Origin of the sequence: Marinobacterium sediminicola, assembly GCF_022343685.1 — a bacterium.
Classification (GTDB): domain Bacteria; phylum Pseudomonadota; class Gammaproteobacteria; order Pseudomonadales; family Balneatricaceae; genus Marinobacterium; species Marinobacterium sediminicola.
In genome coordinates this window covers 2,767,447-2,780,118 of record NZ_CP092123.1, presented here as the reverse complement: position 1 = coordinate 2,780,118, position 12,672 = coordinate 2,767,447, and the positions used below count along the sequence as shown (strand labels likewise).

General features: G+C 52.6%; 13 protein-coding genes. 8 read left to right on the top strand and 5 right to left on the bottom strand.

The features are described from left to right. The first annotated feature begins 218 nt into the window (after positions 1-218). Positions 219-470, top strand: a complete 252-nt coding sequence (locus LN244_RS12620) for a type II toxin-antitoxin system Phd/YefM family antitoxin (RefSeq protein WP_239040137.1) — start codon at positions 219-221, stop codon at positions 468-470. Continuing rightward, positions 460-744 (top strand): type II toxin-antitoxin system RelE family toxin, encoded by a 285-nt coding sequence (locus LN244_RS12615; RefSeq protein WP_239040136.1) that lies wholly within the window; start codon positions 460-462, stop codon positions 742-744. Before LN244_RS12620 ends, LN244_RS12615 begins: the two co-directional genes overlap by 11 nt. A gap of 239 nt (positions 745-983) precedes the next feature. Here LN244_RS12615 and LN244_RS12610 read toward each other — a convergent pair whose 3' ends face one another. The 3 genes from LN244_RS12610 to LN244_RS12600 form a co-directional block, all read right to left on the bottom strand. Beyond that, a complete protein-coding gene (locus tag LN244_RS12610; protein WP_239040135.1) occupies positions 984-1,331 on the bottom strand; it encodes an FKBP-type peptidyl-prolyl cis-trans isomerase in 348 nt (115 codons plus the stop codon). A gap of 118 nt (positions 1,332-1,449) precedes the next feature. Next, entirely contained in the window at positions 1,450-1,731 is a 282-nt protein-coding gene (locus LN244_RS12605; RefSeq protein WP_239040134.1) for a peptidylprolyl isomerase, read from the bottom strand. Positions 1,732-1,809: 78 nt separating this feature from the next. Next, positions 1,810-2,307 carry an FKBP-type peptidyl-prolyl cis-trans isomerase gene (locus LN244_RS12600; RefSeq protein WP_239040133.1) on the bottom strand — a complete coding sequence of 166 codons (498 nt, stop codon included), beginning with the start codon at positions 2,305-2,307 and terminating at the stop codon, positions 1,810-1,812. Between the two features lie 472 nt (positions 2,308-2,779). Here LN244_RS12600 and LN244_RS12595 point away from each other — a divergent pair, with 472 nt between their 5' ends. Continuing rightward, the gene (locus LN244_RS12595) at positions 2,780-4,084 is read left to right on the top strand and encodes a sensor histidine kinase (RefSeq protein WP_239040132.1); all 1,305 of its coding nucleotides are present in this window, start codon (positions 2,780-2,782) and stop codon (positions 4,082-4,084) included. Here the strand turns inward: LN244_RS12595 and LN244_RS12590 are convergent. After that, positions 4,081-4,689 carry a response regulator transcription factor gene (locus tag LN244_RS12590; RefSeq protein ID WP_239040131.1) on the bottom strand — a complete coding sequence of 203 codons (609 nt, stop codon included), beginning with the start codon at positions 4,687-4,689 and terminating at the stop codon, positions 4,081-4,083. The genes LN244_RS12595 and LN244_RS12590 overlap by 4 nt on opposite strands. Positions 4,690-4,778: 89 nt before the next feature. After that, on the bottom strand, positions 4,779-7,631 hold the full coding sequence (locus LN244_RS12585; RefSeq protein WP_239040130.1) for an autotransporter family protein: 2,853 nt from the start codon (positions 7,629-7,631) through the stop codon (positions 4,779-4,781). Between the two features lie 339 nt (positions 7,632-7,970). Between LN244_RS12585 and LN244_RS12580 the strand changes: the two genes are divergently transcribed. The 5 genes from LN244_RS12580 (at position 7,971) to LN244_RS12560 (ending at position 12,664) form a co-directional block, all read left to right on the top strand. Further along, positions 7,971-8,873: a LysR family transcriptional regulator gene (locus LN244_RS12580; RefSeq protein WP_239040129.1), complete on the top strand. Its 903-nt coding sequence runs from the start codon at positions 7,971-7,973 to the stop codon at positions 8,871-8,873. Between the two features lie 102 nt (positions 8,874-8,975). Continuing rightward, positions 8,976-9,791, top strand: a complete 816-nt coding sequence (locus LN244_RS12575) for a putative hydro-lyase (protein ID WP_239040128.1) — start codon at positions 8,976-8,978, stop codon at positions 9,789-9,791. Positions 9,792-9,821: 30 nt separating this feature from the next. Beyond that, a complete protein-coding gene (locus tag LN244_RS12570; RefSeq protein WP_239040127.1) occupies positions 9,822-10,787 on the top strand; it encodes a TRAP transporter substrate-binding protein in 966 nt (321 codons plus the stop codon). A gap of 51 nt (positions 10,788-10,838) precedes the next feature. After that, complete coding sequence (locus LN244_RS12565; protein WP_239040126.1) at positions 10,839-11,357, top strand: TRAP transporter small permease; 519 nt, start codon at positions 10,839-10,841, stop codon at positions 11,355-11,357. Beyond that, on the top strand, positions 11,357-12,664 hold the full coding sequence (locus LN244_RS12560) for a TRAP transporter large permease (protein WP_239040125.1): 1,308 nt from the start codon (positions 11,357-11,359) through the stop codon (positions 12,662-12,664). Before LN244_RS12565 ends, LN244_RS12560 begins: the two co-directional genes overlap by 1 nt. Positions 12,665-12,672: the final 8 nt, after the last annotated feature.

Below are 12,672 nucleotides of genomic sequence, written 5' to 3'. Positions count from 1 at the left end.
AAGCTTCTGATGTTTATGCCCGATCTGACAGCTACCCCCTTCAGGGCCTTGGCTGTCAGGTCAAAATGATTTCGGTTTTCCATCTCATAAGCTCCGAGCCAGTTACTCTTTAACTGGCTCGGCCTTCGTTCTCTGTTTCATGACTTCACCCTCTGGTCAGCTTTCAGAATATGACCTATATTTAGCACTTAATTTATTCCTTTTATTGAAGGTGCGTTATGCAACAGGTGCTTGCCAACTGCTCAGCCAGCATTTCTGAGCTGAAGAAGAATCCCACCGCCCTGTTAAAAGAATCGGGTGGTGAAACCATCGCCATCCTCAACCACAACAAACCGGCTGCTTACTTGGTGCCTGCCGAAACCTATGAATGGATGATGGATCAGCTGGAGGACCAGGCATTGTCTCAGTTGGTTGAGGAACGCAGACAGCAACGCGATCAGGCAATCGAAGTGAGCCTGGATGACCTATAAAATCAAGTTCATTCCGGCTGCACTGAAAGAATGGAAAAAACTGGCACCGTCATTGCGCGACCAGCTCAAAAAGAAGCTTTCCGAGCGGGCCGAGAACCCGCATGTACCGGCGTCCCGTCTGCGCGGTTACGAATCGGTTTACAAAATTAAAATGAAAACTGCCGGGTATCGTTTGGTTTACGAAGTTGAAGACGATGAGATCGTCATCTATGTGCTGGCGGTTGGTAAGCGTGAAAGAGACGCGGTGTACAAGAAACTTGCAGAGCGACGCTAGCTGATCCTTTGAAATACGCTGCATTGCAGCAGGGAGAGTTGCCAGGATGGCCAAAGCACCACAAACGCGACTGTCTGACTACCTTGAAAAAGTCGTCGCTGGAAAGCCGGTAAACTACAGTGTCTTTGAGAAACTGCTTGAGCTTTTCTGCATCACAAGTCGTCAGCGGCGCACTGTTTGGTGTCGAGCTGGCCGCCCCAATCAGGCCAACAAGCCCGACAGCCACTACCAGAAAGCCCTCACTCCCGATTCAGGGCTTCCAGCAATTCAATTTCAAAAATCAGATTCGCGTTAGGTGGAATCTTGTCACCGAAGCCGCGCTCGCCATATCCCATCTCGGCGGGTACCAGCAATTTGCGTTTGCCACCCACTTTCATGCCTTTGAGGCCCTCGACCCAGGCAGCGATTACTTTCTTGCGGCTCAGTACCGTCTGAAACGGTTGGGCCTTGTCATAGGACGAATCGAACTCGGAGCCATCTTCCAGAAAGCCGCGGTAGTGGGCGGTGATCAAGGCGCCGCCTTTTTTGACTTCAGTCCCTGTGCCTTCGACAAGATCCTCGATCACGAGTTGTTCAAATTCAGCCATTGTGGTTCCTGTGAGTATCGACAGTTCTCGTTTTTCAGTCACTGAAAAGAACGGCCCTGCCCGGCAGAGTACCAGGCAAGGGCCGTCAGGGGGCGGTCATTTTGCTCCCGATTGGTGATCAGTCCTCGCGGCTGGTCACTTCCAGCAGATGGTAACCGAACTGGGTTTTCACCGGGCCCTGGACTTCGTTGATCGGAGCGCTGAAAACGACGTCGTCGAAGGCTTTAACCATCTGGCCGCGGCCAAAGGTACCCAGTTCACCGCCTTGCTTGCCTGACGGGCACTGAGAGTGCTCTTTGGCCAGTGCCGCAAAATCGGCACCCGCCGCGATTTGTTCTTTCAATGCCTGACATTCGGCTTCAGTGCTGACAAGAATGTGACGTGCGCTGGCGCGTGGCATGGGTTTTCTCCTGAACAGTTGGGTAAGGAACTTCAGCATAGTCGTGGCCTTTCTGGATAGGCGAACGGTTGCACCGTTTTAGTGGTGATGACCGCCAACGCCATGTGCGTGACCATGCGCGATTTCTTCATCGGTCGCTTCGCGAACATTGACCACCTCGATATCGTAGGTCAGTGTCTTGCCGGCCAGCGGATGGTTGGTATCGACCAGCATCATTTTCAGGCCCGGCTTGATGACGGTGACCTGGCGCATGCCCTGATCAGTTTGAACCACCGCGACCATGCCGGCTTTCCAGCTGCGTACACCCTTGGGCAGGCCCTGCAGGTGTTTGAGTGGCACGCGCTGCTCCTGGCCTTCCTTGCGTTCGCCGTAAGCCTGTTCCGGTGTCAATGTCAGGTGCAGGGTATCACCGGCGGCTTTACCCTCCAGAGCTGCCTCAATGGCCGGAATCATACCGTCATGACCGTGAAGGTAAGCGATCGGGTCTGAGCCGTGGTTGGTTTCGATCTGGGTATCATCCGCATCGGTCAGTGTGTAGTAGAACTGAACCACTGTGTTGTCGGTAATCTGTGTCAACGCAAGCACCTCATGTACCTATGGCGAAATCGTGCAGTATCCGGCTATCCACAGGGCTTGGCAAGAGAACCTCAAAGTCCAGCCGATGCTGGTTTGCCGGGGTGGAAGGGGGGCTGAGTTTTCGAGTGCTGTACTAAATGCCAAGTCACTTATGGTGGCTAATAGTGATAAGCTGCCTTATCGATTGCTCATTGTGTGCTTCAGGACATGCGCATGCAATCAGGCCAGCTATACACCAATCGATGCGAGTGGCTGGAAGTGGATAACAGGGCCAAGGTGCAAGAAGCTGAAGTGGCAACGTGGCATAATCATTTTTTCGAATCATCTCAAATCCTGTCTTCGTGTCGCTCTCAGCAGGTCGGAATTCATTTCAGAAATCTCACATAGCCAATCGGCTGTGCCAACCAATCGTGAAGTGTTTTATCCCTCAGTCTTCATGATTCTTTCTTAATTACCCCTGGATGTAACAGCAATGCCATTACTGACCATACGCCAGCACAAACAGCATCCGCTATTCAGTTTGATTGAGCAGCAGCGATTTACTCTGTTCATGAAAGAAGTCGGCTCAAGAATGGTCATTTCTGCACTGTTGGCATTTGGACTGAGCTTGCTTTTTATTGAGCAGGTGGAAACCCATTACCTTTTGGTCTGGTATCTGGGCACGATTTCGATCTCGATGCTGTCTTACCGGGTTGTCAGTTACTATAAAAAGGTTGAAGGTGTTCAGCTTGATCGTGCTTCCATAGATCAATGGCGCGGTCGTAACATGCTGCTCTCCGTTGCTTGGGGAGCACTTTGGTCGTCAATGCCATTTATATTTTTCAGTCATGCAACCCCGGATCAGATATATTTTGCACTTGCGGCCGTCATCATGGCGTCCTCTATACCGTCTATCAGTATGGGGTGTTATCCCGAAATTTACATAACCTTTATTACGCCGGTCTTTCTCTCTTTATCGATCAATATATACACCATGGATGGCTTGGGGAGCACAACCTTCTATCTGGCATGTTTTGCATGGCTGACACTCTGTACTTTCAGCCTGATGATACATAAGAATCAGATAGACCTTATCGTCAAATCAGTTGAGCTGGAAAATACCAAGGAAAAGCTTAGCTTGGCCAATGAATCCAAAGACTACATGCTCGGTATTATTGGTCATGATCTGCGCCAGCCGATTCAGTCTGCGAGGCTGTATATCTCACTGTTGTGTGACAAGCTGGGAAAGCCGGAAGCGGGTGAGATGGCAATTGAATCCCTGGACGTAACCCTGGAAAACCTGAATAGAATTGTCAGTAAATCAGACCTGAAAAACCGTGAAACCCTGCTGACAATTGAAACGTTTTCGCCACAATCTCTGATCGACGCTACGCTGCGTCCTCTGGAGCAGATGATCCAGTTGAGTGGAAACAGAATTGACCTTGATCTGGAGAATATATCGCTCAGGACCGATGTTTTTATCCTCGAAAGGATTTTGGAAAATATACTGAGAAACTATCTGTCACAGACGCACCAGAATACGATTAACGTCAGCGTTAAATCATTGGATGGGGAAGTGTACATAAGGGTTTGGTGTCTTGATGTCAAGGGATATGACAGTGCGGAGAAAAGTGCGAATGACGATATTGAGCCACAACTCAAGGGTTATGGGTTGGTCATTATAGAGAGGCTGTGTCGAATACTGCAGATTAAACTATCAGTGTACAAAAGCTCAGAAGAAGGTTGGGTTACCGAGCTTTTATTACCTGATCATATGAACCCTGATATGAGAAGCTAGTCAAGATAGAAGCGCATCTGATCGGCACGATCAATACACTCTATTCTGCTGTTTACGCCCAGGCGAGAATAAAGGTGTCTGATATGAGTCTTGATGGTGTTTTCAGTTACATTCAGGCGTTCGGCAATAAGTTGGTTGCTCTCGCCCGCCAGAATCAGTGCGAGTATGGCTTTTTGACGCAGCGTTAACTCCGGCAGGTCGATGTATTTTAAACGTTTGACCTTGGAGGCGGAGTCAGAGTGAAACCTGTAGCCGTTAATGACGGCTAAAAAACACTCCTTGAATGTTTCAAGCGGGTCTGATTTGAAGATCAAGGAGACTTCGCTGAACAAGCGCTCGTCAAGGTGCAAGCTGTCAGGAGCATCTCCCGTACATAATATGAAAGCACGCTTTCCTTCAAGCTTATTGAGGTGGCGATAGGTTGTCACACCGTCTTCAGCTTCAAGGTTAAGGTCAAGCAGCACAATCGAGATGTCGGGGTTACGCAGAATCTGTTCTTCGGCCTCAGAACAGCTCTCCACGCAGATGGTTTTAATGTCATCGGCGAGCGATTCGAACCATGCGGAGATGGCGCCGGCAAAGAGTCGGTGATCATCAATGATCAATACTTTTCTGGAACTGCACATACGACCAAATCATCCCTGAAACAACGCAGTGCTGATGGATTCAGCACTGCGCACAAGATCGATAACGGTTAGAACAGCCACCGCATATTGACAGAGACGGTCTGCTCCTGAAAGTTTTCCCGACCATGCAACTTGTATTGGGCGGTAATCTCAGTGCCCGAGTCAGTGGTGTATTTGCTGCCCAGTCCGACGTCATATACCCACGCATCCGGCTTGATACCCTGAGTTGTAAAGGTCGCGCCACCTCCGGTAAAGGCCGAGGTCACAGTGGTGCGCTCGTTGAGCAGGTCATAGCCGACGGAGGCATCGGTGATGAGCAACCAGTTCGGGCTTGAGGCATAGGAAAGCTCAGCTCCGACAGACGTGATTAAGCTGCTGTAAGAGTCGCCGTTTACATCAAGATTGAGTGCGCCTGCGCCGGTTTCAGTGTAGCCGTCGATATCAATGTAGGTATAGGCGGCGCCCAGAATAGCTGCCAGGTTTGCCTTATCGGACAAGCCATAGTGCTTTTCCAGTTCAAGATTCAGGTTCGTTGCCCAGCTGTTGTAGTTCGATTGAGCTTGCGCGCTGTTGAACAGAGTGCGATGGGTTTTGTAATCTGAATAGCCCAGTCCTGCCATCGTATTCAGAACAGTGGTGCTGTCGATCATCTTGGTCAGATAACCGGTGATTTGGTAGCTGTGGACATCGGTCGTGTAGCCGCCGATTGGCATCTTGCTGTCAACCTGCCCACGTGCATAGGAGAAAGCGGCGCCAAGGTCCAGTTCTGTCGATACCCTTGTATCCATCCCCATCATGAGCCCGTAGCCATCAATATCATAGCCGGCAACCCCGTCCTGGGTGTCCTGGTCAGCCCAGCTGCCAAAGGGTTGAAGCCAGACATGGCCTGTCGATGCTGGCTCATCACCCGCACTCATGCCTGAAGCCAAACCATGCAGATAGTCGATACGTTCTCCGACCACCGCATTAACCTGGCGCGTGTCGTAATGGGCATGTTGCCCCGTGGCAGCCGATGCAGGTGCCATGGTGGCTGTAGCATTGGCCAGCTCTTCATTGGTTGCGTAGGTACCCAGGGTTTGCACGGCTGAATCCAGCTGTGCATTTCCGGTTGTCTGGTTATTGGCATAATCATTGGCAAAGCCCTGAACAACGCCGGCAGGTCCTTGGGCGGTCGTATTTCCGGCTTCTTCAACTGCTGTAATCAGGTTGCCAGATGAAGGGGTTCCCGGTGAGCCGGTAGAACCGCCACCACTACCGCTACCGCTACCGCTTGAGTTGGTTGATTCTCCCTGGCCGTCTGAGTTCAATATCAGGTCCAGGTCACTGGTGTTACGGACGGTATCAAAGTCGAAAAGAGCAGAGTTATCGGTAATATTGAAGGAGCCGTAATTGATGTTGCCGGTGGCCGTGATGACATTATCAAGGGTTGAACCAACAACGATCAGACCGTTTTGCCGGACATCAACATGCATGGTTGTCTGATCCAGATCCACGTCACCTGTAACAGCCAGTTGACCGTAGGACGTGTCATTGATCACCACCACCTGCAACGTTCCCTGTGATCCACTGAAGTCGCCGGTAATCGTTGGCGTAGCGACACTCAGATTTGATCCGGCGGTTCTATCGGCGGCATCAGGATTCAGTACCAGGGTGCCGCCGGAAAGATTAAAGTTGTCTGCCAGAAAGCTTTGATATCTCAGGGGCGTAAATACAGCTCCGTTGTCGAAGACAACATCGGCACCGGCAACATCAACATGGCCATTGAACACGGCGGAGTTGTTACCTGCGATCGTCAGCAGCCTCAAGTCATTGGTGGCATTTGCGGTGAAGTCACCCGTGATTGTGCCCGAGTTGATGAAGTTGCTCAGATCCGCTGCGGTGCTAATGAATACGGCCGTATTACCAGTGGTCTCAATCGTTCCATTGTTGGTAATAACGGTACCGGAGCCGGAAAAAAGTTGAGGTGCAAAGAACAGTGCCGTGCCGCCACCGGTATTTCGGATAGTATCGTTGTTGGTCATCGAACCCAGGGTGGATCCCACAAAATGAACGGTAGGATTGTTGTATGAGTGGTTGCTGATGACACCATCATTCAGCAGGGTGTTGACGGATGAGCTGCCATTAACGCCATACTGGGTGACAAATATGGCCCGGCCATTATTGGTATTGCTGATGGTTCCTGAGTTCTCCAGATTATCCACTGAGGAGCTGAAAGTAACCTCAAGGGTGCTTTCCGAATCCTGGCTGGTGATATCACCGGAGTTAACGATCGATGAAGCATCTGTATAGGACAGATATAACGCTTTCCCAGAAGCGGCTGGCAATGATGGAGAGGGCGACGCTTGAAGAGTCCCCGAGTTATTTAACGAAAAATCGATATTTGATGATCCATCATTAGCACCGATTGTGTAGATGCCGTTACGGCCGTCAATAGTGCCACTGTTGTTAACGGACGCGGATCCGGGATTTCCTGTGGACTGAGTGATTTCCAGCGCTGTACCGTAATCGCTGTTGATCAGGGCGCCAGCATTATTATTGATGGTCAGGTTGCTGGCACCGTTTGCGTACAGGCCTCGAGCACTGAAGTTTGCAGACGTCGACGATATTGTTCCGCTGTTGTCGATGGAAACGTTATCGGCATCAATACGCATGGCCATGCCACCTGCATTGGTCATTTCACCGTTGCTTGTGAGTGTGATGGTATCGCCATCCGTGTTCACCATGCAGGTTCCGATTGCGCCGCTGTGCGCCTGATCCAGAATGTAATCACCACTGCCGGTTGGAGTTTCCGTGCCACAGGTAAAACCTGTCGCGGCCTCCAGTTTCATCGAAGCCGAAGCCAGCATAACCGCAGAGGCCAGCAAACACAGTCTGAAGCCGTTGGCTTCTACAGGAAAAAAATGCCGAGAAGTCTGATTCATAAATAGCTCTTGAGTCTTGGGGGTCAATTGATGCCCGCAAGCATGCCCCAGCCTCACATGCCTTTCTTCACCCCTGGGGGTGAAATTTCGGTGTATGGACTAGTCTTTTACTGACAGTGAATGATGTTCTTTGGCAGGGTTTCGATCCGGCCAATGCAGGCCGAGATGCATTCCGGCATGGTGGCGGGGCTATCTGTCAGGTATTAAAAGAGACACGTCTGGTGAATTGACCAGCTTGAAAAAGCAGTCAGCGCCGTTTAGAAGGAGACGAATAATCGCCAGGCCCAGATCTTTGGTAATGTGCCCAAGGATTAGCCGCTTTTTTCATGGAAACGGAATGTGAATTTTAAACGACTGGAAACCTTTGTTTGGGTAGCAACCCTGGGCAGCTTCCGCAAGGCGGCAGAACGACAGCATACGACGCAGCCAGCGATATCCAGCCGTATTTCGACGCTGGAAGAGGAGCTGGGTGTAAAGCTGTTCGAAAGGGAAATGGGGCCGGGACCGGTCACCCTGACCTCAAAGGGCAAGGAACTGCTGCCATATGCCGAAAAAATCATCTATATGCAGGAGCAGCTCAGGAAGCGTGCCAACAATGTGCAGGGGGTGTCAGGGCTGCTCAGGCTGGGGGTTTCGGAAACCATTGTACACACCTGGTTGCCTGAATTTCTGCGTCGCCTGAACAACGAAATGCCTCACCTTGAAGTCGAGATGACGGTGGATGTGACCAGTAATCTGCGTGCCGGTCTGCTGGACCGCTCCGTGGATCTCGCCTTTCTTATGGGACCGATTTCAGACCCCAGTATCGCCAACCTGTCGCTGTGCAGTTTTCCGTTGGCCTGGATCGCCAGCCCATCACTGGGGTTGCCTGATCGTTTGCTGTACCTCGAAGAGTTGGCTCAATGGCCGATCATCACCTATGCACGCAACACCAAGCCGTTCGCGGAAATCAGTCAGCGCTTCAGAGCCATTGACGGCGCGCCGGTGCGTTTCATGTCGTCAAGCTCTCTGGCGGCCTGCTACCGGTTGACGGTCGATGGCGTCGGCATTTCAACGCTGCCGTACAGAATGATCACCGATGAGCTGGAGAAGGGCATCATTAACCGGTTGTTCGTCACCTGGACGCCGTCTGAGCTGCAATTTACCGCTTCCTACTCCGCTGTGCCCTATAACCCGATTGCCGAGCGTGCAGCAGAGTTGGCCGTTGCCGTATCAGAGGCATATGCCAGTGAAGGTGTATAAATTTTATTTATCATTAAATAGAAAAAATCATAATTAGACTTTTTTCATCTCTGGATTAGTCTGTAATGAGGTAATCAGTAGATACAAAATTAGAGGCTTAACATGACCAGGCAGGCGGTTTCTTCCTACAAACAGGGGCTGCTCGAGACGGCTCAGACGCTCAGGCAACAGATCCGTGCAGGTGAATTTACCGGCAGCACCAGTGGTCTCGCCCCCGGGCTTATCCAGGGCAATATCGTTATCTTGCCGTCTGACTGGGCTCAGGATTTTCTCTATTTCTGCCAGCTCAACCCGGTTTCCTGTCCTCTGATTGCGGTGTCCCGTCCGGGCGAGCCATTGTTGCCCGAATTGGGCGATGGTATCGATATCCGCAGTGATGTGCCTGAATACAACCTGTTCATTGAGGGTGAGCTGACGCAGACGCTCACGGACATTTCCGATCTGTGGAACGACCAGATGGTGACCTTTGTACTGGGTTGTTCCTTTTCCTTTGAAGAGGCCTTGCAGCGGGCCGGCTTGGCGGTGCGCAACATCGATCTCGGCCGCAACGTGTCCATGTTCGAAACCAGCATGCCGACGACGCCCAGCGCACGTTTTCATGGCAACACTGTCGTGACCATGCGGCCGTTTTCACCGGCTGATGCCATTCGTGCCATTCAGGTCACGACCCGTTTGCCCAAGGCGCACGGTGCGCCCGTTCACATCGGGCGCCCGGATCTGATCGGCATCGATGACCTGCAGGCACCTCACTTTGGTGACAGTGTGCCGGTGCATGACGACGAAATTCCTGTTTTTTGGGCTTGCGGTGTCACGCCGCAGGTTGCAATCCGTAATGCCAAACCCCCGGTTTGCATTACCCACGTCCCCGGCAAAATGCTGGTGACCGACAGGCTCAACGATGAGCTGGCCGTTCTCTAGGCTCAAACAACAACAAGTGGAGACTCATTCATGTTGAAAAAAATTGCCGGTATCATTGCCCTCTCGGGTGCCATGACTGCCACCGCTCACGCTGACACCTGGCATATGCCCACTCCCTACGGCGACGCCAACCTGCCCACCAAAATAGCCTACGAGTTTGCGGATGAAATCCGCGAAAAGAGTGGCGGCCAGATTGATATTACGGTGCATTCGGGAGCTTCCCTGATCAAGCACCCCGAAATCCCCCGCGCGGTGAAGACGGGACAGGTGCAGCTGGGTGAAGTTTTCATCGGCGTTATGGGCAATACCCACCCGGTTTTCAAGCATGACAATATCCCGTTCCTGGCCACCAACTTTGATGATTCCAAAAAGTTGTGGGAAGCCGCCAAGCCCGAGATCGAAAAACTGCTCGACAAGGAAGGGATGCAGCTTCTGTACACCGTGCCCTGGCCGGCACAGAGTCTGTATACCAAGTTCCCGGTGAATACCCTCGAAGACCTGAAAGGCACCAAGATGCGTGCGTACAGCCCGTCGACTTCTCGTCTGGCTGACTTGATGAACACCTCACCGACGACCGTGCAGGTGCCGGAAATTCCGCAGGCGTTCAGCACCGGCATCATCGATGCCATGATCACGTCTCCGTCCACCGGTGCCAACGGTCAGGCCTGGGACTATGTGACACACTACACTGACATCAAGGCGTGGATTCCGAAAAACATCGTGGTAGTGAACAAGCGTGCGTTCCGTCGCCTCGACAAGGAAACACAAGAGGTCATTCTGGCGGCCGCCGCGGCTGCGGAAGCCAAGGGCTGGGCGGGTGTTCGTGAGACTGCCAAGCAGGATACCGAAACGCTGGCAGCCAATGGCATTGTGGTGAGCGAACCCTCAGCAGAGCTGATGGCCGAACTGGAAAAGATCGGCCAGGTCATGATCAAGGAGTGGGAAGCTGAAGCGCCTGTAGAGGTTGGCAAAATCCTCAAGCAATACCAGCAGTAAACTCACTTGGCCCCCGAAACCTTTCGGGGGCCAATGGATGGGGCTATATCCATGTCAGCATTAAAAGACAAACTCTATCTGGCATCCGGTTATCTGTCTGGAGCCTGTATCGTCGCCATCATGCTACTGATACTGGCGCAGATCGTGGGTCGCTTTTTCGGATTCATTATTCCTTCGGCCGAAGACTTCGCCGGTTACTCCCTGGCAGCTTCAATCTTTTTCGGCCTCGCCTATACCTTTCGAGAAGCCGGCCATATCCGGGTCACGCTCGCGATTCAGCGTTTGCCGCTTAAATGGCGGCGGGCACAGGAGTTTGCGGTCCTGCTCTTCGGACTTGTGCTCAGTGGGTTCATGGCCTGGTATTGCTGGTTCATGGTGTGGGAGTCCTATGTATTTGAAGAAATGACGCATGGCTATATCGCCATGCCGCTCTGGGCTCCTCAGGTGCCTTTGGGGCTGGGGGCTTCAGCGCTGACTCTGGCCGTGCTGGATGCCCTTGTGGATGTCCTGCGCGGTGGGCTGCCGAACTATGTCGGCGCTGAAAGTGAAGTCAATCTGGAGGAAGCCTGATGGAGCCGATGACGCTGTCCATTATTCTTGCCATCAGCATGTTGCTGATGCTGGCAGTGGGGATCTGGGTTTCCCTGGCGCTGGTTGGCGTTGCTGCGCTGGGCCTGTTGCTCTCCGGTAACGAGCAGATCGGCTTGTTGTTCGGTACCTCCAGCTGGGGCGCCAGCACAGCCTGGTCGCTGACGGCCCTGCCGATGTTTATCTGGATGGGAGAAGTACTGTTCAGAACGCGCCTGTCTTCCGATCTGTTTGAGGGCCTTGCGCCCTGGCTGGGCGGTCTGCCCGGCAAGTTACTGCATGTGAATGTGCTCAGCTGTGGCATTTTCGCCGCGGTATCCGGCTCCTCGGCGGCCACCGCCGCGACCATCGGCCGCATGACCCTGCCGGAGCTTAAGGCTCAGGGGTACAGCGACCGTATGGCGGTAGGGACCCTTGCCGGTTCAGGGACTCTGGGACTTTTGATTCCACCATCGATCATCCTGATCGTGTATGGCGTCGCGGCGGAAGTTTCCATCGGCCGCCTGTTCATTGCGGGTGCGCTGCCGGGACTGCTGCTGGTAGTTCTCTTCATGGGTTACACCATGGTTTGGGCAACCCTGCACAAGGATGAACTGCCCAAGCAGAGCAAGGAGCAGATTTCACTGGCCGCCAAGATTGCTGCGCTGAGAAAACTGCTGCCCATCATGGGATTGATCGGCTTTGTGCTGGGCTCCATTTACGGTGGCTTTACGACACCAACCGAAGCGGCCGCACTGGGGGTTTTTGGCGCTCTGTTGCTTGCAGCAGTGACCGGCTCACTGAGTCTGGATAGCTTCAAGGACAGTCTGCTTGGGGCCGTGAAAAGTTCCTGCATGATCGGCCTGATTCTGGTGGGTGCGCATTTTCTGACGCTGGCCATGGGTTTTCTGGGGATTCCCAGAGCTCTGACGGAGTGGATCGGCACACTGGGACTGTCTCCGTTTGAACTGCTGATCTACCTGACCGTGTTGTTTGTGATCCTCGGCTGCTTCCTGGACGGTATTTCCGTGGTGGTATTGACCGTCGCCGTAGTGCTGCCGATGGTACAGCAGGCGGGAATCGATCTGCTCTGGTTCGGTATCTATATCGTGCTGGTGGTGGAAATGTCGCAGATTACGCCACCTGTCGGGTTCAACCTGTTCGTGATTCAGGCGCTCACCGGCAAGAACATCCTGTACGTGGCCAAAGCAGCTCTGCCTTTCTTCCTGTTGATTCTGCTGGCGATCATCCTGATCTACTGGTTCCCGGAAATCGTGACCTATCTGCCAACCACCATGACTCAGCGTTAACCAACGGC